The organism is Brevundimonas sp. (genome assembly GCF_032055285.1).
Classification (GTDB): Bacteria; Pseudomonadota; Alphaproteobacteria; order Caulobacterales; family Caulobacteraceae; genus Brevundimonas.
Map to the genome: position 1 here is coordinate 1 of NZ_DAMBRE010000005.1, position 22,767 is coordinate 22,767.

The window sequence follows — 22,767 nt, forward strand, 5'->3', positions numbered from 1 at the left end:
GGCATGAGAGCCTCAGGAGCGGGCGTTCCGAAGGTCTGAGATGGGTCGAAAGCGGACGCCCCTCACCGCCGCGGAAACACCCGGATCATGATGCGCTCCCGCTCGCCTTCATGGCGTTCGACCAGCAGGCGCGCGACCTGGCTGTCATCGTGGAACAGGTAGCCCTTGATGGCGTCCAGCAGGGCTTTCGCCAGGTTGTCGAGGTCCATCCAGGGCGCGTCGCCGACGTGCTCCATGGTGATCTCGACGACGTAGTCGCCCCAGGCCGGGCGCGCGCTCCACTCCTTGCGGAAGAACTCATAGGCCAGCGGCTTGTAGTATTTGGCCTGGGTGGTCAGGCCGTCGATGGTGATTTCCACCGTGTCGCCGACCTCGCGTCCGCGCACCTTGCCTGTGCCGATCCAGCCTTCCACGCGCGCCTCGTTCTCTTAGCCAATGGTCGGGCCGCCTTGCCCCGTCGTGTCCGCGTGCTACACCGCCCGGCATCTTCCCGCCACGTCTGAGAACGAGCCCGCGATGAGCAACGTCCGCATTGAAACCGACACCTTCGGCCCCATCGAGGTCGCCGCTGATCGCTATTGGGGCGCACAGGCCCAGCGCTCGCTCGGCAACTTCAAGATCGGCTGGGAAAAGCAGCCCCTGCCCGTCGTGCGCGCCCTGGGCATCGTCAAGCGCGCCGCGGCCGAGACCAACCGCGACCTGGGCAAGCTGGACGCCAAGCTGGCCGACGCCATCATCGCCGCCGCCAATGAGGTGATCGAAGGCAAGCTGAACGACCACTTCCCGCTGGTCGTCTGGCAGACGGGTTCGGGCACCCAGTCGAACATGAACGCCAACGAGGTGATCTCGAACCGCGCCATCGAGATCCTGGGCGGCGAGATGGGCTCCAAGAAGCCGGTCCACCCCAACGACCACGTCAACATGAGCCAGTCGTCGAACGACACCTATCCGACGGCCATGCACGTCGCCTGCGCCGAGCAGGTGGTCAACGACCTGCTGCCCGCGCTCAAGCACCTGCACGCCGCCCTGGACGCCAAGTCCAAGGCCTGGGCCCACATCATCAAGATCGGCCGCACCCACACCCAGGACGCCACGCCCCTGACCCTGGGTCAGGAGTTCGGCGGCTATGCGCAACAGGTCGCCAACGGCATCGAGCGCATCGAGCAGACCCTGCCCAAGCTGATGGAACTGGCCCAGGGCGGCACCGCCGTCGGCACCGGCCTGAACGCCCCCATCGGCTTTGCTGAAAAGGTCGCCGAGAACATCGCCGGCATCACCGGCCTGGCCTTCACCACCGCCCCGAACAAGTTCGAGGCCCTGGCCGCTCACGACGCCATGGTCTTCAGCCACGGCGCGATCAACACGGTCGCCGCCTCGCTGTTCAAGATCGCCAACGACATCCGCTTCCTGGGCTCCGGCCCGCGTTCGGGTCTGGGCGAACTGGCCCTGCCGGAAAACGAGCCGGGCTCCTCGATCATGCCGGGCAAGGTCAACCCGACCCAGTGCGAAGCCCTGACCCAGGTCTGCGTCCAGGTGTTCGGCAACAACGCCGCGCTCACGTTCGCCGGCTCGCAAGGCCACTTCGAGCTGAACGTCTACAACCCGGTCATGGCCTACAACTTCCTGCAGTCGGTTCGCCTGGTCGCCGACGCGGCCATCAGCTTCACCGACAACTGCGTCGTCGGCATCGAGGCCCGCGAGGACAACATCGAGCGCGGCCTGAACAACTCGCTGATGCTGGTCACGGCCCTGAACGGCAAGCTGGGCTACGACACCTGCGCCAAGATCGCCAAGACCGCGCACAAGAACGGCACCACCCTGCGTCAGGAAACCGTCGGCGGCGGCTACCTGACCGACGCCGAGTTCGACGAAGCCGTCCGCCCCGAGAAGATGATCTCGCCGGGCTGATCGGCCGCTAGAGACTGAACAAAGACGGCGGCGAGAGCGATCTCGCCGCCGTTTCTGTTTGGCCTATCGGGTGCGGATCGTCCGCCCCACCGGCGCCAGCGACAGCTTGGCCAGTTCGACGTTCTTAAGCGCGAAGGGGATGCCGATCAGGCTGACGAACTGCGGCACGGCGATCAGCATATGGGCCAGGGCGATGTACCATCCAGCCAGCACCAGCCAGATCACGTTCAGCCCCACGCCCAGGCAGCCGACGCCCGGATCGACGGGGTTCGGCTCGCGCCAGACGATCTCTCGCCCGAACGGCCAGAAGGAATAGCTGGCGATCCGCCAGGCCGAGAACGCCCACGGCAGGCCTACCACCGTCAGGGCCAGCAACAGCCCGCCGAACAGCCAGGCCAGGCCCGAGGCGAAGCCGCCGAGGAAGAACCACAGCAGATTCAGGATCAGTCGGATCAAGGTCGTCTCCCCATGCGCGAAACAGCGCAACGTCCCTGATATGGCGAAAGGCCCCGCCTGTTACAGCGGGGCCTGGGTGAATTCGCGGTAAGGCGAGGCTAGTGCTTTTCCATCCAGCGCGCCTTGGCTTCGTCCCTGGTCATGGTCAGATGGACATGCTCGTCGACATGATCGACCCAACTGACCGGGATCATGTGGTGCTTCAGGCCTGACCCCATGTCGAACTTCGCCAATTCGATCTGATCGCCCATCACTTGGTCCACCCGACCGACGTGTCCGCCGTCCGAACCGACGACTTCAAGATGTTCCTTGATCATCGAGGCGTTTATCATGACCCTCTCCATGGCTGTTTGGGTGATGGTGAAACGGCCCGCGCCGCGAACGGGTCCATCACGATTGCCGCTCGAAGGAGTTCACGATGTCGCCAACCCTCCCGTTCGCGCCCCCGTCTGGTCGCGCCTGATGGGCGAGATCGTCAATCTGAACAAGGCGAGAAAGGCCCGCGACAAGGCTGAGGCCAAGCGCGCCACCGACGCCAACCGCCTGACCTTCGGCCGCACCAAGGCCGAGCGCCTGACGACGCAGAAAGACCGCGATCGCGACGCCGCCCGTCTGGACGGCCACAAGCTGGACGAGCCGGAGTAGCCGCCTCTTCCGTCATCCCGGCCGCAGCTAGCGGAGAGCCGGGACCGCCACAGACGCTGCCGTTTGATGCGGTCCCGGATAGCCCTACGGGCTTCCAGGATGACATGGGTGTTTATGCCGCCGACCGCTTCGGCGCGCGGATCAGGAACAACTGCCCCGCCAACACCATGCCCAGTCCGACGAAGGCGATCCAGCCGAACTTCGCGCCCTCGAACCGCACCGACACCAGCATGGCGATCGGCGGGGTCAGGGCTGAGATATAGCTGGCCAGTGCATAGCCTCGCGCCCGAGCGATGGTGAAGTAGAGGCCAAAGGCGATGACCGACCCGAACAGCGACAGATACAGCAGCGAAACGACATAGGCCGGGCTCCACGCCACAGACCAAGACACGCCGGTGATCAGGCCATAGAGCGCCAGCGCCCCCGTGCCATAGGCCATGGCCCAGGCCGTGCCAGGAAGGACCTGCGCCCCGGCCTGCTGCCCCTTCCAGGCGAACCAGTTGCCAAAGGCCGAGGCTGAGACCGCGATCACGGCGAAGGTCACGCCCTCGACCGCGTGCAGACCCAGCCCTGCCCCCATGACCTCGCCGCCTGACAGGACCGCCACCCCGATCACGCCCATGCCCGCGCCCAGCCACGCCGCCGGCGCCGCCTTTTGCTTCGAAGCCACGCGGAAAAGGATCAGGTTGAGGAAGGCCAGGGCCGCAAAGATCACCGCCACCACGGCCGAGGCGATCTTCTCTTCCGAGGCATAGACAAAGGCGTAGCTGATCGCGAAGGAGAAGAGCCCCTGCCCCATGGCCATCAGGTGCTGCGGCCGCGTCATGGTCAGTTTCCCGCCGGTCGCCTTGACCACCAGGGCCAGCACCGCCGCCGCGATGGCGAAACGCATCACCACCGACACCACCGGATCGACCGCGCCCAACTGGAAGGTGATGGCGTACCAGGTCGTGCCCCAGATCAGGGCGCAGACGCCGATGCCGCCGATCGCCAGCGAGGCCGGAGAAAGAGAGAGCTTTGCAGACTGGGTCACAGGCAGGGCCTCAAGGCGACTCAACGGAAACGAAACCGGAACCTCCGTTATCACCGGTTTTCCGACAGCGCCGCCATGATCTTGCAGCCTTATGCCTTCCTGGAGCGTTCTGCTAAGCTAACCCCCTCACAGGATACCCTGTCATGCGCTTCCTCCCGCTGATCGCCCCGCTCGCCCTCGTGGTCGCCGCCTGCTCCAGCATGCCGGGCGCCGAGAGCGCCACGACCCAGGTCGACGTCACCGCCGCCTACCGCGAGCGCATCATGCTAACGCCCGGCCATGTCCTGACGGTCAGGGTCGAGGACGTCAGCCTGATGGACGCCCCTGCCCGCGTCATGGCCGAAACCACGCAACCGCTGGATGGCCGTGGCCCGCCCTACACCGTCACCCTGTCGGTGCCGAACGCGCAGATCGACGCGCGCCACACCTATGCCGTTCGCGCCGAGATCCGCGATCCGGCCGGCGCCCTGCGCTTCACCACCGACACCCGCCATTCGGTCCTGACCAACGGCGCGCCGAACAAGGCCGACATCATGATGGTCGGCGTTCGCTAGACCGTGAGCAGCCTCGCCAAGCGTTCCGTTCTGCTGTCCGGCCACGCCACTTCGGTGGCGCTGGAGCCGGAGTTCTGGGCGGTTCTGGACGCCATCGGGGCTGAGTTGAACCTGGGCCGCGCCGCCCTGTTGATCCGCATCGACGCCTGGCGCGGCCGTCGCCCTCTCGCCTCGGCCTGCCGTGTTCTGGCCCTGCAATGGGCCGGCGGCGACCGCAGCTTCGCCGGAGAAGACGCATGACCACGGACAACCGCCTGATTCCCGCCGCCGTCATCGGCGGTCTGCTGGCCGTCGGCCTGATCGGCGGCGGCGCCCTGATCGGTCAGGGCGTGGTCAACGCCCGCGCCGGCGACCGCTCCGTCACCGTGCGCGGCCTCGCGGAAAAGGACGTGAAGGCTGATCTGGCCGTCCTGCCGATCCGCTTCACCGCCTCGGGCGAGGTCCTGTCCGAGGTGCAGGCCCGCATCGACGGCGACCTTGCCACCGTGCGCCAGTTCCTGAAGGCTCAGGGCTATCCCGACGCCTCGGTCGATCTGGGCCAACTCGGCGTCGCCGACACCCGTTCGCGCGAATACGCCAGTCAGACCGGCGCCCCCCGCTTCATCCTGACCCAGACGGTCGTCGTGCGGACCAATGACGTTGATCGGGTCCAGACTACGACCCGCAACCTGAACGACCTGGTGCGTCAGGGCGTGGTGCTGCAGGACTTTCAGGGGCCGTCCTACATCTTCACCAGGCTGAACGACGTGCGCCCCGCCATGATCGCCGAGGCCACCGCCGCCGCTCGCACCGGCGCCGTCCAGTTCGCCAAGGACTCAGGTACGCCCTTGGGTCCGATCAAGTCGGCGGGTCAGGGCTCGTTCGAAATCCTGCCCCGCGACGGCTTCGGCGACGAGGCGACCTCGCTGAACAAGAAGGTCCGCGTCGTCACCACCATCAGCTACCGGCTGAAATAGCCTCGACCATATAGTCGGCCAGCACCACCGCGTCGTTGTGCGCCTCATCCTTCGCGCCATAGACTAGAGTGGTCCTGCCCTTGCGGATCACATCCCTCAGTTGCTCGACCGCTTCGCCGTTGGCGTCCAGTTCGACGCGATAGCGTTGCCGAAACTCGTCCCACCGCTTGGGATCATGGCCGAACCATTGGCGCAGGGCCGTGCTGGGCGCGATCTCCTTCAGCCACAGGTCGATCGCCGCCTTCTCGTTGCTGACGCCGCGCGGCCACAGGCGATCGACCAGCACACGTCGCCCATCGTCTGGCGAGGCGGCTTCGTAGGCGCGCTTCAGGATGACCGGGCCGGCGGGCATGTCACCCCTGCGGTTCCGGGCTGCTCGGCGCGGTCACGGTCGGCGGCTCGGCTGGACGCGGCACATCCGGCAGACGCGGCGCTTCCGGCAGCTTTGGCGCCGGGACATTGATGTCCAGATTGACTTCAGGCGCTTCCGGCGCGGCGGGCGGTTTTCCGCCCGAGTAGAGGAACCAGCCGATCACGGCGACAGCCACAACCAGCCCCCCGAGAATGAAGGCCAGAAGCCCGCCGCCGCCCTTGCGCTCGGCGTCTGTGTTGATCGTCGTCTGGTGCACGACGCGTTCCGGCGGCGGGATATTGGGGTCCGTCATTCGCAGGCTCCTCATCGCTTCGCTAAGGCCGAAAGAACGGAGGTCAGGCTTGGCGGTTCCCATCCGCCAATTTCCAACGGGGCCTGACTTTGGCCGCTGTGCTGCTTATGTTCTCCTCCGAATCCGCCTTGCGTGAGCCGCTTATCCCGTGACCGACCTGCCTTCTCCCCGCATCTCCGACCTCGCGCGCGGCCACTCGCTGCCAGGCGCGGCCGACTACCTGTCCGGTCTGAACCCCGAACAGAGGCTGGCGGTCGAAACGACCGAGGGGCCGGTTCTGGTCCTGGCCGGCGCCGGCACCGGCAAGACGCGCGTCCTGACCACCCGTCTGGCGCACATCCTGGCCACCGGCCGGGCCAAGCCCTGGGAACTGCTGGTCGTCACCTTCACCAACAAGGCCGCGCGCGAGATGCGCGAGCGTATCGGCCATCTGATCGGCCCCTCCGCCGAGGGTCTGCGCTGGCTCGGCACCTTCCACTCGGTCGCGGCCCAGATCCTGCGCCGCCATTCGGAACTGGTCGGGCTGAAGTCCAGCTTCACCATCCTCGACACCGACGATCAGGAACGGCTGCTGAAACAGCTGCTCGAAGCGGCCAATATCGACACCAAGAAGCACACGCCCAAGTCGCTGGCCCACCAAATCGACCACTGGAAGAACCGCGGCTGGACGCCCGAGAAACTGCCGCCGGGCGAGGACTTCGCCAACGGCAAGGGTCACGCCCTCTACGCCGCCTATCAGAAGCGCCTGGCCACGCTGAACGCCTGCGACTTCGGCGACCTCTTGCTGCACAACCTCACCATCCTGTCGCAGCATGCTGATCTGGCTGAGGAATATCGCCGCCGCTTCCGCTACATCCTGGTGGACGAGTATCAGGACACCAACGTCGCCCAGTACCTGTGGCTGCGGCTGCTGACCTCCTCGACAGGCAATGTCTGCTGCGTCGGCGATGACGATCAGTCGATCTACGGCTGGCGCGGGGCCGAGGTGGACAACATCCTGCGCTTCGAGCGTGACTTCCCCGGCGCGAAGATCGTCAAGCTGGAGCGCAACTACCGCTCGACCAAGCATATTCTCGGCGCCGCCTCGGCCCTGATCGCGGCCAATCAGGACCGACTGGGCAAGACCCTGTGGACCGAGGACGACAGCGGCGACAAGGTGCGCGTGCGCGGCGTCTGGGACGGCGAGGCCGAGGCCCGCCTGATCGCCGACGAGATCGAAACCGCCCGCAAGCAGGGCATGAAGTACAAGGACATGGCCGTCCTGGTCCGCGCCTCCTTCCAGATGCGGGCGTTCGAAGAGCGCTTCCTGATGCTGGCCGTCCCGTATCAGGTCATCGGCGGCCCCCGCTTCTTCGAGCGCGCCGAGATCCGCGACGCCCACGCCTATCTGCGCCTGATCCAGTCCGAGGACGACGACCTGGCCTTCGAGCGCATCGTCAACACGCCCAAGCGCGGCATCGGCGACACCAGCGTCCAGAAAATCCTGCACATCGCCCGCGAGAACGGCGTCTCGGCCATGCAGGCGGTGCGCCACCTGCTGACCACGGACGAGCTTCAGGCCCGCACCCGCACGCCGCTGGCCAACTTCGTGCGCGACCTCGACCGCTGGCGCCTGCTGGCCGCCGACATGCCGCATTGGGAAGTGACCGAAACCCTGCTGGACGAGAGCGGCTACACCGCCATGCAGAAGGCCGACCGCACCAGCGGCCAGACGCGTCTGGACAACCTCAAGGAACTGACCCAGGCCATGCAGGCCTTCGACACCCTGCAGGCCTATCTGGAGCACGTCTCCCTGGTCATGGATCTGGAACGCAACGCCGGTCAGGATTCCGAGACAGGCTCGGTGCAGATCATGACCCTGCACGGGGCCAAGGGGCTGGAGTTCCCGCTGGTCTTCCTGCCCGGCTGGGAGGAAGGCGTCTTCCCCAGCCAGCGCAGCATCGACGAAAAGGGCATGAAGGGCCTCGAGGAGGAACGCCGCCTGGCCTACGTCGGCGTCACGCGCGCCAAGCGGGACGCGCGCATCAGCTTCGCCGCCAACCGCATGGTCTATGGCCGCTGGACCTCGCAACTGCCCAGCCGCTTCGTCGACGAACTGCCCCTCGCCCACGTCGATCCGCAATCGGACACCGGCTACTACAACGGCGGCGGCGCGCCCGGCATGCAGCAGCCCAAGAGCCGCTGGGACGATACGCCGTCGTTCGGCGCCGGCTATTCCAGCCCCGGCTGGAAGCGCGCCCAGAGCTTCACCTCGACCCCGCCTTCGCGCTCGAACTTGAGCTCGACGCCCGCTCGCAAGGCCGTCATCCAGGGCCAGGCTCGACCGATCGCCCCGCCGAAGCCCAGCGGCGACTGGTCGCGCGGCGATCGCGTCTTCCACCAGAAGTTCGGCTACGGCGCCGTCCGCGCCGTCGAGGGCAACAAGCTGGTCGTGGACTTCGACAAGGCGGGCGAGAAGAAGGTCATCGACACCTTCGTCGAAAAGGCCTCCTAGGCCTTCTTTCTCCTGCCCGCGACGGACTCCCAGATCGCCGTCAGCACCAGGATGGCTGACGAGATCATGGTCAGGGCCAGCGGCGACAGGCCTTGACCGAACAGCAGGGTCGCGCCCATCGCGGCCACCCCGACCACACGCGGCCAGGCCACCTTGCCCCAGATGCTGTAGATCGACAGGGCCGTCCCCAGCAGGAATAGCAGCGGCCCGCCAATCAGGACCGCCGCCTTCGCCACGCCCGCCATGCCCAGCGGGTGCGCTAGGGCCAGTTCATCGCCCACCGCCGTCACCACGATCCCCGCCACCACGATGATCGGGCAATAGGTATAGGTGCGCCGGGCTATGGCGCCGGGGTCTGCCGCGTGGCTGATGGTCTCCGATCCCGCCTCATGAGCCTCGCTGAAGAACAGCCACCACATGGTGATGGTGGTGATCAAGGCCGACGCGAAGACCGTCACGACCGTCGGCGTCCATGCCAGTTCGGCGAAGGTCGCCCCGGTGATGATGATCGACTCGCCCAGGCAGATGATGACGAACAGGCCGACCCGCTCGGCCAGGTGCGCGCCCTCGACGTCCCAGTCCATAGTGCTGGATCGCCCTAGCCCTGGCACGAAGAAGGCCAGCAGAGGCCCCGTGAACTCCAGTCCCAGGGCGATCAGCCAGATCAGCAGCCGCGTCTGACCCTCGGCCAGCCCACCGCTGATCCAGAAGACCGCACCCAACAGGGCCCAGCACGAAATCCTCTGGAAATTCGCCTTCTGCACCGGCGAGCCGCGCACGGCCCACAGGGTGAACAGGCTGCGGCCCACCTGAATGGCCGCAAAGGCGCAGGCGAAGACCAGCCCCTTGTCGCCGAACGCCTGCGGCAGCGACGTCGACATGACCAGCCCGGCGGCCATCAGCCCGAACAGCATCAGCCGCACCGGGCCGCGCTCGGGGTCCAGCCAGTTGGTGATCCAGCTCGTGTCGATCCACACCCACCACACCGCCGCCAGCAGGATCGCCGCCTCCAGCGCCCCAAGCGGCGTCAGGTGCGCCAGAAGCAGATGGCTGACCTGGGTTATGGCGAAGACGAAGACCAGGTCGAAAAACAGTTCGACAAAACCGACCCGGGCGTGTTCTCCCGGTTTCCGAACGCGCATCAGACTGGTCATGGCCTCCCCTTCTATCACCCTGTACAGCGACCGTGCTGGCGCACGCGCCGTCCGTCCAGAGCCCGCAGCAATCCTGCCGGGGCCGCCGGTGTGGGAGCAGATCGCCGCCGGCGTCGTGATCTCCATGCTGACCGGCGCCCTGATCGGCCCTGTCCTGGCGCCGGACCAGGCAGAGACGCCCATTCTTCGCCTTTTCTGGCTGCCCGCCTACGCCGCGACGGCAGGCCTGATTCTGCTGCGCATCAAGACGGTCGCAAAGGTCTGGCCCGCCTGGCTGGCCCTGATCGCGGTGGTCGTCCTAGCCTTCGCCTCGCAATACTGGTCGATCGACCCGGCCACAACCCAGCGTCGCGTGATCGCAATGACCATAAACGGCGCGTTCGCCATCTATCTGGGGGCTCGTTTTCAGGACGCACACCTGCCGCGCCTTCTGACCCGATGCGGTCTTGTCCTTGGTCTTCTAAGCCTGTTCATGGTCTTCGCCGTGCCGTCGATCGGCGTACATCATGACGTCAACGCCGGCCTGTGGCGGGGCGTCTGGTACGAAAAGAACCAGATGGGCATCGCCATGACCGCGGCGGCGATCGCCGCCGCATCCTGGCTCGCCGCCGAGGACCGGTTCAACTTCATTCCCTTCGCCACCTTGCTGCTATGCGTGGGCCTGGTTCTGGCGACCCAATCCAAGACATCCCTGCTTTGCGTCATGATCGGCACAGGCATCGTCGGAACCATGTGGGTGCTGAAACGGTCGCCGCCCGCCCTCATCATCTTCGCCATCTGGATCAGCGTGATCGGCTTCGCCGTCGCCTGGTGGCTCTGGAGCTTCGAATCCGGCGAGATTCTCAAGGCCCTCGGCAAGGACCCGACCCTGACCGGCCGCACTGACATCTGGGAGGCCCTGTTCCGAAAGGTCGATGAACGCCCCTGGACCGGCTATGGCTACAACGCCTTCTGGGGCCGTGACTCGGAGCCCGCCGCCTGGATCCGCCATCAGACCGGCTGGTCCGTGCCTTCGGCTCATAACGGCTGGATCGATCTGCTGATCCAGTTGGGGTGGCCCGGCGCCGTCCTGGTCGGAACCATCATCGCCTCGTCCTTGCTTTTGACCCTTTTCCGCCTGCCGTCCGCGGGACGCCGCGAGGGCTTCTGGGGCATCGCCTATCTCAGCGTCTATCTGCTGCTCACCCTGTCGGAGAGCGTCCTGGTCAGCGCACAGGGGATGCCCTGGGTTCTGTGTCTCGCCATCCTGGCGCGGGCCGTCTACCCAGAGCCCGTTCCAGAACGGGTCACGCTTGCACCCAATCTGCGCCCGGCCTACCAGACCGGTCCCCGAATCGCCTCAGACTGAACCGATGGCCGACCTGTTTTCTACCCTCGACGACGCTGAACCGACCCTGCCGGCGCCCAAGGCCGAAGCGCCCGCGCCTGCCCCTGCCCCTGCGGCGATCGCCGCGCCCGCTCCCGTGGCGCACGAGCCCAAGGTCGAGTTGGCTACGCACGCCAGCACGGCGACGGCGGCCGCCACCGGCTATTCCGCCTCCTCGATCGAGGTGCTGGAAGGGCTGGAGCCCGTTCGCAAGCGCCCCGGCATGTATATCGGCGGCACCGACGAGCGCGCCCTGCACCACCTGTTCGCCGAAGTCCTCGACAACGCGATGGACGAGGCCGTCGCCAAGCACGCCAAGCTGATCACCGTCGATCTGGACGCCGACGGCTTCCTGTCGGTCCGCGACGACGGCCGCGGCATCCCGGTCGACCCCCACCCCAAGCACCCCGGCAAGTCGGCGCTGGAAGTCGTCATGACCGTGCTGCACTCGGGCGGCAAGTTCTCGGGCAAGGCCTATGAAACCTCGGGCGGCCTGCACGGCGTCGGCGTCTCGGTGGTCAACGCCCTGGCCGAACAGCTAGACGTCACCGTCTGGCGCGACGGCTTCGAATGGCGTCAGTCCTTCAGCCGCGGCCACGTCCTCGGCCCCATCCAGCAGGTCGGTCCGTCGAAGAAGAAGGGCACCCTGATCCGCTTCAAGCCGGACGAGCAGATCTTCGGCGTCGGCGCGGCCTTCAAGCCCGCCCGCCTGTTCCGCATGGCCCGCGCCAAGGCCTATCTGTTCCGTGGCGTCGAGATCAAATGGACCTGCGCGGCGGACCGCATCACCGACGCCACGCCCGAACAGGCGCTGCTCCACTTCCCCGGCGGTCTGGCCGACGCCCTGGCCGAGCGCGTAGGCGAGCTGGAGACCGTCACCCCCGTCTTCGCCGGCCGCGCCGAGCGCAAGGGCGAGGCGGGCGCGCTGGAATGGGCCGTCACCTGGTCGCCCATCGGCTTCGGCGACGCCGACAGCTTCATCGGCTCCTACTGCAACACCGTCTCGACCCCCGACGGCGGCACGCACGAGGCGGGCTTCCGCGCCGCCCTGGTCAAGGGCCTCAAGGCCTACGGCGAGCTGATCAACGAGAAGCGCGCCGCCCAGATCACGGCCGAGGACGTCATCGCCAACGCCGGCGCCCTGATCTCCATCTTCATCCGCAACCCGGAATTCCAGGGCCAGACCAAGGACCGCCTGTCTTCGCCCGAAGGCCAGAAGCTGGCCGAACAACTGCTGCGCGACCCCTTCGACCACTGGCTGACCGAAAGCCCCAAGCAGGCGAACGCCCTGCTCGGCTTCGTCATCGACCGCGCCGAGGACCGCCTGCGCCGCCGCAAGGACAAGGAAGTCCAGCGGGCCGCCGCCACCCGCAAGCTGCGCCTGCCCGGCAAGCTGTCGGACTGCAGCCGCCAGGCCGCAGAGGGCACCGAACTCTTCATCGTCGAGGGCGACTCGGCTGGCGGCTCGGCCAAGCAGGCGCGCGACCGCACGACCCAGGCCATCCTGCCCCTGCGCGGCAAGATCCTGAACGTCGCCTCGGCCACCGCCGACAAGCTGCGCGCCAACGTCGAACTGTCGGACCTGGCCCTGGCTCTCGGCGTCCAGCCCGGCAGCCGCTTCAACATCGAAGACCTGCGCTATGAGCGCATCGTCATCATGACCGACGCTGACGTCGACGGCGCTCACATCGCGGCCCTGCTGATCACCTTCTTCTACCGCTCCATGCCCGAGACCATCCGTCAGGGTCGCCTCTTCATGGCCCTTCCGCCGCTCTATCGGATTTCGGCCGGCCCCCTGTCGGAATACGCCCGCGACGACGCCCACCGCGACGAGCTGCTGGCCACCGTCTTCAAGGGCAAGAAGGTCGAGATCGGCCGCTTCAAGGGCCTGGGCGAGATGATGGCCTCCCAGCTGAAAGAGACCACGATGGATCCGAAGAAGCGGACCCTGGCGCGCGTCTCCCTGCCCGACAGCGAGGAAGAAATCGAGGATCTGGTGGAACGCCTGATGGGCCGCAAGGCCGAGGCCCGCTACCAGTTCATCCAGGAAAACGCCCGCTTCGCCATGGCGGATCTGGACGTTTAAGACCGCACCTAGCCCGCTCATCCCCGCGGAGGCGGGGACCCAGTGCTTTGGCTGCAAGCGTTTCGCGGAAATCAGAGGGCGCTTGTCCAAACGCAGCGCGCGAGGCTCTTACTGGGTCCCCGCCTCCGCGGGGATGAGCGGTGTTGGTTAGATCTTCTTCAGCAGCCGATCCCGCGCGGCGTTGACGCGCGCGGCCAGCCCCTCGGTCCCGCCCTGATCAGGATGGGCCCGCGTCATCAGGCGACGCCAAGCCGCCTGCACGGCTTCGGGCGTCGCATCGGCTGACACGCCCAGAATAGCCCGCGCCTCTGCCTCAGACAGTCGTTCAGTCGCCGGCGCGCGCGACGGCACAGTCCGAACTCGCGACTGCACCGCCAGCCACAGCCCGACCCCCACCATGCCGGCGGCCGCCAGCCAGACCCCGCGTGAAGCGGCCAGAACCGCGCCCCCGAACAGAGCCGTGGCGAGGATGGTCGCCGAGATGCGCCAGTGGCCGCGGCGGGCGCGCTCGGTCTGGCGGCCCAGCCGGACCAGCGCCCAGACCGCCACGGCGGCCAGCGCCAGCCAGATCAGGCCCATGCGGAAATCAGGCCGCCGCCGCGTCCAGCGGAGCCATTGATCCGCCCGCCGCGTCATCCAGACCCATGGCCTGCATCAGATTGCGCATTTCCTGGCGCGCGGCGACATGAGCCAGCGACACCGACACCGGACGGATGTCGTTCGACAGGTCGGCCACCGTCAGGCCGAAGGGGAAGAGCTCGCGATAGATGACCCGGTCGCGCAGACCCGGCCCGACACGGAAGCCGACCCGCTTGGCCAGCTTCATCATCCGCTCTTCCAGACGACGGCGGTTACGGGCCTCGGCCACAGCCAGACGGTTGGTGACGACGATCCAGTCGATCGTCACCTGACGCCCCTCGGTGATGGCGCGGTGCTTGCGCGCCTCCCAGACGCTCTCGGAATAGATGGAGGGCTTCTTCAGCTCCAGAGTCACCGGATCGACCTCGCCCAGCAGGTCGAAGTCGACGAAGCTGTCGTTCATCGGGGTGACGATCTGGTCGGCGCGGCCGTGCGCGGCGCGCGACAGGGCGGTGTCGCCGCCGGGCGTGTCGATCAGGATGACGTCCGCGGCGGCCTGCGCCTCAGCATAGGCGGCGTCGAACTTGGCCAGTTGCTCGGCCTCATCGGCCTTGGCCAAAGCCTTGCCGTCGCCCATGTCCGGCACGATCGGCAGCGGCAGGTCGTGACCATTGGCCGCCGTCCAGGCGGCGCGGTTCGAGAAGAAGCGCTCCATCGACCGCTGGCGCAGGTCCAGATCAATAATGGCCACCTTCTTGCCCGCGTGCAGCAAGCCGGTGACGATATGAATGGCCAGGGTGGACTTGCCGGCCCCGCCCTTTTCATTGCCGATGACGATGACCTGAGGCTGCGCCATGTTGGACCCCGATGTTTCGACGGGCGCGACTCATGCGGTCGCGCGCCGTCCCAGACGCCCTAGATCGGGCCAAGGGCGTCAGTCGTCAACGAAACCTTAAGCCGCGCCTGTGGACGACGCCGCCTCTGCGGCCCGGACGCACCACGGATCGGACGCCGCCGCGCGCTCGCACAGCGCCTTGGCCTGGGCAGATCCGGCGCGAACCTTCAACCGAACCAGACGCCGACCATTGACCTCGACCGGCTCGAAGACCGGGTTCAGGCCATGGCTCCCCTGCCCCAACCGCTCCCACGCCGCCTGGGCCGAAGCCTGACTGGCGTAGGCGCCCAACTGGATCAAGACAGCCGGTGCAGCCGACGCGGCGACCGCCACGGGCTGCAACGGCTGCGCCTCTGCCCGTTGTGCAGCCTGCACCTCCGGCGGCGCCTCGGGATCATGGAATACAGCCGGCATGGCCGGCAGGACAGCCGCCGCCTTGGCGGTCAGCCCGTCGCGGGCGTCCCAAAGCTGATGCGGTGTCAGAAGCTCGACCTTCAGCGGCCTCAGCCCCGCCTCTTCGGCGTTGCGCGGTCCCGCGGGCTCTCGCGCGGGCGCCGGCTTGGCCGACAGAGGAATGGCGGCGATACGATCGGCCACGCCCTCGAAACGGTGAGGGTCCGCCTCCGCCATGCCGCAACCGGACAGCAGCGCCGCGAGGGCGCCGACCGATCCGAGCCGCAGGATGACGGAAGCGTTCATGCCGTCATGCTGAACGCAGTGTTTTGAGACAGGGTTGAGGAACAGACTTAACGCCCGTTCACGCTTTCAGTCAGCCGATGGCGCCGACGCAGCCTTCCACGTCGCCCGGCGCCACGTCGGCGTCGGTCAGGGCCAAGGTCCAGCCGTGGTTGGTGTTCAGGCCCCAGCGGCGCGCGCCCGAGCCGTCGCCGGCGTCGCCGCCGACCGTCACCACCACGCGGCGGCCCGTCGGCAGGGCCGGCGGATCGATCTTGCCCACGGCCAGCGAGGTCGGCGTCTCGCCGCCGTAACCGTCGAAGACGCTCAGCATCGACCATTCGCGACGCAGGCCCATCCACCAGGCGTCGTCGGTATTGATCGACAGCACCGCAACGCCATGACCTTCGGCGGCGTGGGCCAGGGCGGCCTGCGGGTCGCGGACCAGCTTGATGTCGGCGGCCGCGCCGAAACGCAGACGGGCGCCGTCCACGGCCTTGGCCGGGTCGATCGGGGCCCAGACGTGGACCTGAAGCCGGCCCTGACGGGCCAGACCCCAGCCGACGATCTCGCGCCACAGGTGCTCGACCGCCTCGCGGTTCTCGGGTTCGCACTGCTTCAGGACGCGGGCCTGAACGGCCTGTTCGCGGTCGGGACGCAGCTTGGTGTGCGGGCCGGTCGGCGCGTCCTTGGCCTTGCCCACCTGGGCGGCGACGGCGAGGCGGCGCTCGAACAGGTTCAGGATCTGGTCGTCCAGGCTGTCGATCTCGGCGCGCAGGGCGGCCAGCGCCTTCTGCTCGGGGCTCAGTTCGGCGGTTTCAGCGGGCCAGACTTGCTGGATGTTGGATTGCGGCATGGCATTGGGCTTTCGGCATAGAATTTCGATAGGGAGATCGCGCCCGCCGAAACATCAGGCAGGGACGCGTGCAGAGGCCGCTTGGGAGAAGCGGTCGCCAGCGAGACTGTCAGGGTTGGTTAGAAGCCCGACGCCTCAGCCGGCGTATCGAAAGCCGTAATAGCCGTAGCCAAAATAAAAGCCGGCCACCGCGCGCGTGGTGGTTTCAAGGGTCATTTGTGCGCGCAGCGAGGACATGAATCCGGTCCGGTTTCTGGATCAGGGTTGATCCGACCCGATCTTAAAGACGCAAACTTCGTGCGCGGTCAACCTTCAGAGCGAAATCGGTTCGAATGTTTTCCCATTCGAACCCAGATCTTCGCGCCAGAATTATCCGAAAGCCTGTTTCGCCAATCAGGCTTGAGGGGCCGTGAACAGGACAAATCGCGTCCGGTTGTCGCTGAAATCCTGCAGATCGTTGCGCAGGACCGACAAGCCGTAGACCTCGGCCGCGCGGGCCGGCGCCACGGCGGCGCGGGTCGGATCCTCGGCCTCGGCCACCGCAGCGGCGGCGCCGCCGGTGTCGAAGACCTCGACCGGCGCGATCTTCATCTCTCCCAGGGCCTTGGAGCACTGCTGCAAGGCGACCGGATGGCTCTCGGCCGTCCTGATGTCCGACAACCGGGCGTCGGGCAGTCCCAGCAGGGCCAGCCGGATCGGCCGCCAGGCCTCGCTGACCACTGTCAGCCCCGCCTCGCGGACCAGGGTGGCGGCGGGCTCGACCACGCCGATGGTCGAGTTCTCGACCGGGATCAGCGCCGACTGGCAGTCGCCGGACAGCAGGGCCTCGATGGCCCCCTGAAAGGTCTCATAGCCGACCGCCTCGTCCCACGGACGCAGGTCGAGGCAGGCTTCATGGCTGAAGGCGCCGGGCGCGCCCTGATAGGCGACGCGGCCCGGTCCCTCGTCTCCGGTCGGCGTGGTCACGCGGCCTCGGCGCGGGCCTGACGCCCGGCCTTGAGACGCTCGGCGACCAGGAAGGCCAGCTCCAGCGCCTGATCCGCGTTGAGGCGCGGGTCGCAGTGGGTGTGATAACGGCTCGACAGGTCGTCCTCCGTCACCGCCTGAGCGCCGCCCAGGCATTCGGTGACGTTCTGACCGGTCATCTCCAGGTGGACGCCGCCGGGGTGGACGCCCTCGGCCTCGGCCACATCGATGAAGGTGCGGACCTCGCCCATGACGCGGTCGAACGGCCGGGTCTTGTAACCGTTGGCGGCCTTCAGCGTATTGCCGTGCATCGGGTCGATCGACCAGATGACGCGCTTGCCCTCGGCCTTCACCGCCCGCATCAGGGCCGGCAGACGGTCGCCGACCTTGTCGTGGCCAAAGCGGCCGATCAGGGTCAGACGGCCCGGGATGTTGTTCGGGTTCAGGGCGTCGATCAGCGGCAGGATGTCTTCCGCCGTCATGGTCGGCCCGCACTTGACGCCGATGGGGTTGGAGATGCCGCGCATGAACTCGACGTGGGCGCCGTTCAGCTGACGGGTGCGCTCACCGATCCACAGCATATGGGCCGAGGTGTCGAACCATTCGCCCGACGAACCTTCCAGGCGCGTCAGGGCGCTTTCCACGTTCAGCAGCAGGGCTTCGTGGCTGGTGAAGACCTCGACGCGCGACAGGTCGGGATGGGTCTCAGGCGTGACGCCGACCGCCTCCATGAAGGCCAGGGCCTCGGTGATCTTGTCGGCCAGCTCGCGGTAGGCCGCGCCCGCTCCGTTGTCGGCGAAGCCCAGGGTCCAGCGATGGATATTGTAGAGGTCGGCATAGCCGCCGCCAGCGAAGGCGCGCAGCAGGTTCAGCGTCGAGGCCGACTGATTGTAGGCGCGGATCAGGCGCTGCGGATCAGGCAGACGCTCTTCGGGCGTGAAGCCCATGCCGTTGATGATGTCGCCGCGATAGGACGGCAGTTCGACGCCGCCGATCTCCTCCAGCGGCGACGAGCGCGGCTTGGCGAACTGACCGGCGATGCGGCCGACCTTCACCACCGGCTTGCGCCCGGCAAAGGTCAGGACCACCGCCATCTGCAGGATCAGGCGGAAGGTGTCGCGGATGTTGTCGGTCGAAAACTCCTTGAAGCTCTCGGCGCAGTCGCCGCCCTGAAGCAGGAAGGCGTTGCCCGCCTCCACCTGTGCGAGATGCTGGGTCAGTTTGCGGGCCTCGCCGGCAAACACCAGGGGCGGCATGGCCCGCAGCTCGTCTTCGACACGGGCCAGTTCGGCCATGTCAGGATAGTCCGTCGGCATATGCACGACGGGCTTGTTTCTCCAGGATTCAGGGGTCCAGCGCTTACTCATGCCGCCTAGATAGCCCTACAGGCGTCTCCAAACAACAAATGTTGCGCCGCAGCGACCGTTTCAGATCGGCGACCAGGCCTCGTCAGCAGGCAAAGGCGCGAACAGGGCGTCCAGCGTCGTCTCGCTGACGCCCGACAGGTCGGCGGGCGACCATTTGGGGGCATTGTCCTTGTCGACGATGACGGCGCGCACGCCTTCCTGGAAGTCGTGGGTCTGCACCACCCGACCGCCCAGCGCATATTCCATCGCCATGTTGTCGGCGAAGGTGGCCAGCGTCGCCCCAGTGCGGATCTGGCGCAGCGAAACCTTCAGCGACTGCGGCGACTTGGTCTTCAAGATGCCGAGCTGCTTCAGCGCCCAGTCCGAACCGTCGGCTTCCAACGCGGCGAAGATCTCTTCGACCGTGTCATAGGCGAACAGCCGGTCGACGGCCTCGCGGTGCGCGTCCAGCGGCGCGGGGCCCGCGTCGCTCGCCACGCGATCGGCCACGGCCTTGGGATCAGCGGCGAGCGCGGCCAGCAGTTCGGCCTTCAACGCCTCGACGCCCTCGCTCGCCACAAAATGCGTATGGATGCCCAAGGCCACCGTATCCGCCGCCTTCAGCCGCGCCCCCGTCAGCGCCAGCCAGACGCCCGTCTGGCCCGGCAGGCGCGGCAGGAACCAGCCGCCGCCCACATCAGGAAACAGGCCGATGCCCGTCTCGGGCATGGCGTAGGTGGTGCGCTCGGTGGCGATGCGCACGTCCGCCGGTTCGCTGATGCCCACGCCGCCGCCCATGACGATGCCGTCGACGATGGCCGTGATCGGCTTGGGATATTCGAACATCAGATGGTTCAGCTGATACTCGGTCCTGAAAAAGGCCTTGGCCTCCGACGCATCCCCTGCCCCGCTCTCGGCGATCATGCGGATGTCGCCCCCGGCGCAGAAACCGCGCTCGCCCGCATGGTCGATCAGCACCGACTTCACAGCCTCGTCGCCGCGCCAGGCCAGCAGCGCCTCGATCATCGCCTCGCACATGCCCCGGTTCAGGGCATGGATCGCCTTGGGCCGGTTCAGGGTGATGCGGCCGACGCCGTTCTCGACGCGGGTGAGGACTTCGGAATCGATGATCATGGGCGCTCTTTGGCGAAAGCCAGATAGATGGATGCAGCAAGGGCCATCGCCACGGCGACAGACGCTGGCTCAAGGTAGTTGGGCAGATAGGTCAGGCTTGACGCCTCAAAGGGGACGACACCCACCGTGGGCTGAACCAGCTCGTCGATCATAAAGTAGAGGTTTATCGCCAGAACCGGCAGCGACAAGATCGCCGCCACCAGGATGACGAACCAGCGACGTCGCAACTTTCCGAGGCGAACAACCCAGTAGGCGAGAATCAAGACCGGCAGGACAACCAAGCCGATTCCAAGCACGCCGTATAAAAGCGAGAGGACCGACATCTCCGCCCAAAGATGCACCATGTCGGCATCCAGACCGTATCTGAATTGATCGGTCACCCACATCAGCGGCACGAAAACTGCTCCTGCCGCAAGCGCGCCCAGACCCAGTCCTCGCCACGACCATGGGACAGCGCGCGGGCTCATCCCCGCGCCAACTCCCGCGCGATGATCACCCGCATGATCTCGTTGGTGCCTTCCAGGATGCGGTGCACCCGCAGGTCGCGCACGATCCGCTCCAGCGGATAGTCCTTCAGATAGCCGTAGCCGCCGTGCAGCTGCAGCGCCTCGTCAGCCAGCTGGAAGCAGGCGTCGGTGGCCAGCCGCTTGGCCATGGCGCACCACTTGGTCTTTTCCGGGTGGTCGTTGTCGATGGCCCAAGCCCCACGCTGCACCATCAGGCGCGCCGCCTCCAGGTCCGTCGCCATGTCGGCCAGACGGAACTGCAGGGCCTGAAACTGGCCGATGGCCTGCCCGAACTGCTTGCGCGTGGTCACGTATTCCTGCGCCGTCTCCAGCGCCAGCCGCGCCCCGCCCAGCGAGCAGGCGGCGATGTTCAGTCGTCCGCCGTCCAGACCGGCCATGGCGTATTTGAAGCCCGCGCCCTCCTCGCCCACCAGATTGGCGACCGGCACTCGGCAGTCGTCGAAGCTGACCACGGCGGTCGGCTGGGCGTTCCAGCCCATCTTCTTCTCATTGGCGCCGAACGACAGGCCCGGCGTGTCCTTCTCGACCACGATGGTCGAGACGCCCTTGGCGCCCTCGCCGCCCGTGCGGACCATGACGACATAGACGTCCGACACGCCGGCGCCGGAGATAAAGGCCTTGGAGCCGTTCAGCACATAGTGGTCGCCGTCGCGCACCGCCGTCGTCCGCAGCGCCGCCGCGTCCGACCCCGAGCCCGGCTCGGTCAGGCAATAGCTGGCCATCTTGTCCATGGTCACCAGCGACGGCACGAAGCGCGAGCGCAGTTCAGCGGAGCCGAACTTGTCGATCATCCACGTCGCCATGTTGTGGATCGAGATGAAGGCCGCCGTCGCCACGTCGCCGCGCGACAGCTCCTCGAAGATCACCGCCGCCTCGACCCGGCCCAAGGCCATGCCGCCGTGCTCTTCGCCGGTATAGATGCCGCAGAAGCCCATCTCGGCCGCCGACTTCATCACGTCGACCGGGAAGTGCTTGTCCTCGTCCCACTGGGCCGAGTGCGGCGCCAGCTCGGCGTTGGCGAAGGCCCGCGCTGCGTCCTGAATGGCGCGCTGGTCGTCGTTGAGGGCGAAGTCCATGATCTATACTCCCGACTCTGCCCTCTGACGGGGCGTTCATGCGGCTTTTATCCAAGCGCTTGGGATACGTCACCCCGCCAGCGCCCTGCGCCGCATCCTGTGTCCGCCAATGACGCAGTCACGCGCTAGTCTCTGCCTTTCGACGCCGCGATTTCAGACGATTCAGACGAATTGGACTCTGTTTTTTCTTCGCCGGGGTCCGATATGCGACCCCCAAGGCCGTTTCCCTGCCCCGCCTACCGGACTATGAGCCCTGCATGACCATGCCGTTTCAGCCCGCCGCCTTCCCCTACGCCCGCCCGCGTCGCCTGCGCTCGCAGCCCTGGGTGCGCCGTCTGGTCGCCGAGACGACCCTGACGCCCGCCGACCTGATCTGGCCGATCATCGTCCACGACGGCGCCGAGGATCGGCAGGCCGTGGCCTCCATGCCCGGCGTCTTCCGCCTGTCGCCGAAAGAAGCCGCCAAGGCCGCCGTCGAGGCGCGCGACCTGGGCATCCCCATGATCGCCCTCTTCCCCAATGTGGACGGCGCCATCAAGGACAGCGTCGGCACAGCCGCCAGCGACCCGGACGGCCTGATCCCCGACTGCATCAAGGCCATCAAGGACGCCGCGCCCGAGATCGGCGTCATGACCGACGTCGCACTGGACTGCTACACCGACCACGGTCACGACGGGGTTCTGGAGAACGGCCGCATCGTCAACGACCCCACGCTGGAACGCCTGGCCGAACAGGCCTTCATCCACGCCCACGCCGGCGCTGACGCCGTGGCTCCATCCGACATGATGGACGGCCGCGTCCAGGCCATCCGCGAAGCGCTGGAAGCCAACGGCCTGTCGGACACCCTGATCATCAGCTACGCCGCCAAGTACGCCTCGGCCTTCTACGGCCCCTATCGCGACGCCGTGGGCTCGTCCAAGTCGCTGACCGGCGACAAGAAGACCTATCAGATGGACTACGCCAACGCCGACGAGGCGCTGCGCGAGGTGGCGATGGACATTTCCGAAGGCGCCGACGCCCTGATCGTCAAGCCGGGCCTGCCCTATCTCGACATCGTCCGGCTGGTTTCCGAGACCTTCAAGATCCCGACCTTCGCCTATCAGGTGTCCGGCGAGTACGCGATGATGCAGGCCTCCATCGCCAACGGCTGGCTGGAGGAAGACCGCGCGATCCTGGAAACCCTGCACGCCTTCAAGCGCGCCGGCGCCTCGGGCGTCCTCAGCTACTTCGCGCCCAAGGCGGCCCGTCTGCTGGGGGCTTAACTTCTCCTCCCCATTCGTGGGGAGGTGGATCGGCGGCGCAGCCGACGAGACGGAGGGGCTCGGTGAAGCTTGGCGCAACGCCCCTCCACCACTTCGTGGTCCCCCTCCCCACGATGTGGGGAGGAAAACTCAGG

Annotated in this window: 25 protein-coding genes; 9 read left to right on the forward strand and 16 right to left on the reverse strand. The window is 67.0% G+C overall.

Annotated features, from left to right (window positions below):
- Positions 1 to 62: 62 nt before the first annotated feature.
- Positions 63 to 413: a RusA family crossover junction endodeoxyribonuclease gene (locus tag RTY13_RS12420; RefSeq protein WP_312064324.1), complete on the reverse strand. Its 351-nt coding sequence runs from the start codon at positions 411 to 413 to the stop codon at positions 63 to 65.
- A gap of 103 nt (positions 414 to 516) precedes the next feature.
- On the opposite strand from RTY13_RS12420, the gene fumC reads away from it, so the two are divergent.
- Positions 517 to 1,908, forward strand: coding sequence for a class II fumarate hydratase (gene fumC / locus RTY13_RS12425; protein ID WP_312783815.1), 1,392 nt, complete (start codon positions 517 to 519; stop codon positions 1,906 to 1,908).
- A 63-nt stretch (positions 1,909 to 1,971) separates the two neighbouring features.
- Here fumC and RTY13_RS12430 read toward each other — a convergent pair whose 3' ends face one another.
- On the reverse strand, positions 1,972 to 2,364 hold the full coding sequence (locus tag RTY13_RS12430; protein WP_312783817.1) for a YccF domain-containing protein: 393 nt from the start codon (positions 2,362 to 2,364) through the stop codon (positions 1,972 to 1,974).
- A 98-nt stretch (positions 2,365 to 2,462) separates the two neighbouring features.
- Positions 2,463 to 2,696, reverse strand: a complete 234-nt coding sequence (locus RTY13_RS12435) for a DUF2171 domain-containing protein (protein ID WP_312783818.1) — start codon at positions 2,694 to 2,696, stop codon at positions 2,463 to 2,465.
- Positions 2,697 to 2,706: 10 nt separating this feature from the next.
- Between RTY13_RS12435 and RTY13_RS12440 the strand changes: the two genes are divergently transcribed.
- A complete protein-coding gene (locus RTY13_RS12440) occupies positions 2,707 to 3,009 on the forward strand; it encodes a DUF4169 family protein (RefSeq protein ID WP_312783819.1) in 303 nt (100 codons plus the stop codon).
- Between the two features lie 112 nt (positions 3,010 to 3,121).
- Here RTY13_RS12440 and RTY13_RS12445 read toward each other — a convergent pair whose 3' ends face one another.
- A complete protein-coding gene (locus RTY13_RS12445; RefSeq protein WP_312783821.1) occupies positions 3,122 to 4,042 on the reverse strand; it encodes an EamA family transporter in 921 nt (306 codons plus the stop codon).
- A gap of 143 nt (positions 4,043 to 4,185) precedes the next feature.
- Here RTY13_RS12445 and RTY13_RS12450 point away from each other — a divergent pair, with 143 nt between their 5' ends.
- The 3 genes from RTY13_RS12450 to RTY13_RS12460 are packed head-to-tail and all read left to right on the forward strand — an operon-like array spanning position 4,186 to position 5,552.
- On the forward strand, positions 4,186 to 4,596 hold the full coding sequence (locus RTY13_RS12450) for a YbaY family lipoprotein (protein WP_312783823.1): 411 nt from the start codon (positions 4,186 to 4,188) through the stop codon (positions 4,594 to 4,596).
- A 3-nt stretch (positions 4,597 to 4,599) separates the two neighbouring features.
- Positions 4,600 to 4,836: a ribbon-helix-helix domain-containing protein gene (locus RTY13_RS12455; protein ID WP_105563465.1), complete on the forward strand. Its 237-nt coding sequence runs from the start codon at positions 4,600 to 4,602 to the stop codon at positions 4,834 to 4,836.
- The gene (locus RTY13_RS12460) at positions 4,833 to 5,552 is read left to right on the forward strand and encodes an SIMPL domain-containing protein (RefSeq protein WP_312783826.1); all 720 of its coding nucleotides are present in this window, start codon (positions 4,833 to 4,835) and stop codon (positions 5,550 to 5,552) included. Before RTY13_RS12455 ends, RTY13_RS12460 begins: the two co-directional genes overlap by 4 nt.
- On the opposite strand, the gene RTY13_RS12465 is transcribed toward RTY13_RS12460, so the two are convergent.
- Complete coding sequence (locus RTY13_RS12465) at positions 5,533 to 5,904, reverse strand: DUF488 domain-containing protein (protein ID WP_312783828.1); 372 nt, start codon at positions 5,902 to 5,904, stop codon at positions 5,533 to 5,535. The two genes, RTY13_RS12460 and RTY13_RS12465, sit on opposite strands and share 20 nt — an antisense overlap.
- Before the next feature lies 1 nt (position 5,905).
- Complete coding sequence (locus tag RTY13_RS12470; protein ID WP_312783830.1) at positions 5,906 to 6,217, reverse strand: hypothetical protein; 312 nt, start codon at positions 6,215 to 6,217, stop codon at positions 5,906 to 5,908.
- A 148-nt stretch (positions 6,218 to 6,365) separates the two neighbouring features.
- On the opposite strand from RTY13_RS12470, the gene RTY13_RS12475 reads away from it, so the two are divergent.
- Positions 6,366 to 8,711 (forward strand): ATP-dependent helicase, encoded by a 2,346-nt coding sequence (locus tag RTY13_RS12475; RefSeq protein ID WP_312783832.1) that lies wholly within the window; start codon positions 6,366 to 6,368, stop codon positions 8,709 to 8,711.
- Here RTY13_RS12475 and RTY13_RS12480 read toward each other — a convergent pair.
- Positions 8,708 to 9,865 carry a low temperature requirement protein A gene (locus tag RTY13_RS12480; RefSeq protein WP_312783834.1) on the reverse strand — a complete coding sequence of 386 codons (1,158 nt, stop codon included), beginning with the start codon at positions 9,863 to 9,865 and terminating at the stop codon, positions 8,708 to 8,710. The two genes, RTY13_RS12475 and RTY13_RS12480, sit on opposite strands and share 4 nt — an antisense overlap.
- On the opposite strand from RTY13_RS12480, the gene RTY13_RS12485 reads away from it, so the two are divergent.
- Together RTY13_RS12485 and parE are read left to right on the forward strand one after the other, a co-directional pair.
- Complete coding sequence (locus RTY13_RS12485) at positions 9,864 to 11,213, forward strand: O-antigen ligase (protein WP_312783836.1); 1,350 nt, start codon at positions 9,864 to 9,866, stop codon at positions 11,211 to 11,213. The genes RTY13_RS12480 and RTY13_RS12485 overlap by 2 nt on opposite strands.
- Positions 11,214 to 11,217: 4 nt before the next feature.
- Positions 11,218 to 13,317 carry a DNA topoisomerase IV subunit B gene (gene parE, locus RTY13_RS12490; RefSeq protein ID WP_312783838.1) on the forward strand — a complete coding sequence of 700 codons (2,100 nt, stop codon included), beginning with the start codon at positions 11,218 to 11,220 and terminating at the stop codon, positions 13,315 to 13,317.
- Positions 13,318 to 13,464: 147 nt separating this feature from the next.
- On the opposite strand, the gene RTY13_RS12495 is transcribed toward parE, so the two are convergent.
- The 9 genes from RTY13_RS12495 to RTY13_RS12535 form a co-directional block, all read right to left on the reverse strand.
- Positions 13,465 to 13,896: a molecular chaperone DnaJ gene (locus RTY13_RS12495; protein WP_312783839.1), complete on the reverse strand. Its 432-nt coding sequence runs from the start codon at positions 13,894 to 13,896 to the stop codon at positions 13,465 to 13,467.
- A 7-nt stretch (positions 13,897 to 13,903) separates the two neighbouring features.
- Complete coding sequence (locus RTY13_RS12500) at positions 13,904 to 14,752, reverse strand: division plane positioning ATPase MipZ (protein WP_312783840.1); 849 nt, start codon at positions 14,750 to 14,752, stop codon at positions 13,904 to 13,906.
- A 96-nt stretch (positions 14,753 to 14,848) separates the two neighbouring features.
- Entirely contained in the window at positions 14,849 to 15,490 is a 642-nt protein-coding gene (locus RTY13_RS12505) for an SPOR domain-containing protein (RefSeq protein WP_312783841.1), read from the reverse strand.
- A gap of 70 nt (positions 15,491 to 15,560) precedes the next feature.
- The gene (locus RTY13_RS12510) at positions 15,561 to 16,322 is read right to left on the reverse strand and encodes a chorismate mutase (protein ID WP_312783842.1); all 762 of its coding nucleotides are present in this window, start codon (positions 16,320 to 16,322) and stop codon (positions 15,561 to 15,563) included.
- A gap of 393 nt (positions 16,323 to 16,715) precedes the next feature.
- Positions 16,716 to 17,288, reverse strand: coding sequence for a prephenate dehydratase domain-containing protein (locus RTY13_RS12515; protein WP_312783844.1), 573 nt, complete (start codon positions 17,286 to 17,288; stop codon positions 16,716 to 16,718).
- Positions 17,285 to 18,655, reverse strand: a complete 1,371-nt coding sequence (locus RTY13_RS12520) for a class II 3-deoxy-7-phosphoheptulonate synthase (RefSeq protein WP_312783845.1) — start codon at positions 18,653 to 18,655, stop codon at positions 17,285 to 17,287. The genes RTY13_RS12515 and RTY13_RS12520 overlap by 4 nt, the downstream gene beginning before the upstream one ends.
- Positions 18,656 to 18,715: 60 nt before the next feature.
- The gene (locus RTY13_RS12525; RefSeq protein ID WP_312783846.1) at positions 18,716 to 19,768 is read right to left on the reverse strand and encodes an enoyl-CoA hydratase/isomerase family protein; all 1,053 of its coding nucleotides are present in this window, start codon (positions 19,766 to 19,768) and stop codon (positions 18,716 to 18,718) included.
- Positions 19,765 to 20,163: a hypothetical protein gene (locus RTY13_RS12530; RefSeq protein ID WP_312783847.1), complete on the reverse strand. Its 399-nt coding sequence runs from the start codon at positions 20,161 to 20,163 to the stop codon at positions 19,765 to 19,767. Before RTY13_RS12530 ends, RTY13_RS12525 begins: the two co-directional genes overlap by 4 nt.
- 68 nt (positions 20,164 to 20,231) lie before the next feature.
- A complete protein-coding gene (locus tag RTY13_RS12535) occupies positions 20,232 to 21,371 on the reverse strand; it encodes an isobutyryl-CoA dehydrogenase (RefSeq protein WP_312783849.1) in 1,140 nt (379 codons plus the stop codon).
- 257 nt (positions 21,372 to 21,628) lie between these two features.
- Here RTY13_RS12535 and hemB point away from each other — a divergent pair, with 257 nt between their 5' ends.
- A complete protein-coding gene (gene hemB, locus RTY13_RS12540) occupies positions 21,629 to 22,633 on the forward strand; it encodes a porphobilinogen synthase (protein ID WP_312783851.1) in 1,005 nt (334 codons plus the stop codon).
- The last annotated feature ends 134 nt before the right edge of the window (positions 22,634 to 22,767 follow it).

What these genes read in the sequence shown, in the direction of transcription:
- RTY13_RS12440 (WP_312783819.1), top strand. Translation starts at nt 2,707, where the DNA reads ATGGCTGTTTGGGTGATGGTGAAACGGCCCGCGCCGCGAACGGGTCCA.
- RTY13_RS12535 (WP_312783849.1), bottom strand. Translation starts at nt 21,371, where the DNA reads ATGGACTTCGCCCTCAACGACGACCAGCGCGCCATTCAGGACGCAGCG.
- RTY13_RS12505 (WP_312783841.1), bottom strand. Translation starts at nt 15,490, where the DNA reads ATGAACGCTTCCGTCATCCTGCGGCTCGGATCGGTCGGCGCCCTCGCG.
- RTY13_RS12520 (WP_312783845.1), bottom strand. Translation starts at nt 18,655, where the DNA reads ATGAGTAAGCGCTGGACCCCTGAATCCTGGAGAAACAAGCCCGTCGTG.
- RTY13_RS12500 (WP_312783840.1), bottom strand. Translation starts at nt 14,752, where the DNA reads ATGGCGCAGCCTCAGGTCATCGTCATCGGCAATGAAAAGGGCGGGGCC.
- RTY13_RS12460 (WP_312783826.1), top strand. Translation starts at nt 4,833, where the DNA reads ATGACCACGGACAACCGCCTGATTCCCGCCGCCGTCATCGGCGGTCTG.
- fumC (WP_312783815.1), top strand. Translation starts at nt 517, where the DNA reads ATGAGCAACGTCCGCATTGAAACCGACACCTTCGGCCCCATCGAGGTC.
- RTY13_RS12450 (WP_312783823.1), top strand. Translation starts at nt 4,186, where the DNA reads ATGCGCTTCCTCCCGCTGATCGCCCCGCTCGCCCTCGTGGTCGCCGCC.
- RTY13_RS12510 (WP_312783842.1), bottom strand. Translation starts at nt 16,322, where the DNA reads ATGCCGCAATCCAACATCCAGCAAGTCTGGCCCGCTGAAACCGCCGAA.
- RTY13_RS12470 (WP_312783830.1), bottom strand. Translation starts at nt 6,217, where the DNA reads ATGACGGACCCCAATATCCCGCCGCCGGAACGCGTCGTGCACCAGACG.
- RTY13_RS12435 (WP_312783818.1), bottom strand. Translation starts at nt 2,696, where the DNA reads ATGATAAACGCCTCGATGATCAAGGAACATCTTGAAGTCGTCGGTTCG.
- RTY13_RS12480 (WP_312783834.1), bottom strand. Translation starts at nt 9,865, where the DNA reads ATGACCAGTCTGATGCGCGTTCGGAAACCGGGAGAACACGCCCGGGTC.
- RTY13_RS12495 (WP_312783839.1), bottom strand. Translation starts at nt 13,896, where the DNA reads ATGGGCCTGATCTGGCTGGCGCTGGCCGCCGTGGCGGTCTGGGCGCTG.
- RTY13_RS12465 (WP_312783828.1), bottom strand. Translation starts at nt 5,904, where the DNA reads ATGCCCGCCGGCCCGGTCATCCTGAAGCGCGCCTACGAAGCCGCCTCG.
- hemB (WP_312783851.1), top strand. Translation starts at nt 21,629, where the DNA reads ATGACCATGCCGTTTCAGCCCGCCGCCTTCCCCTACGCCCGCCCGCGT.
- RTY13_RS12525 (WP_312783846.1), bottom strand. Translation starts at nt 19,768, where the DNA reads ATGATCATCGATTCCGAAGTCCTCACCCGCGTCGAGAACGGCGTCGGC.
- parE (WP_312783838.1), top strand. Translation starts at nt 11,218, where the DNA reads ATGGCCGACCTGTTTTCTACCCTCGACGACGCTGAACCGACCCTGCCG.
- RTY13_RS12485 (WP_312783836.1), top strand. Translation starts at nt 9,864, where the DNA reads ATGGCCTCCCCTTCTATCACCCTGTACAGCGACCGTGCTGGCGCACGC.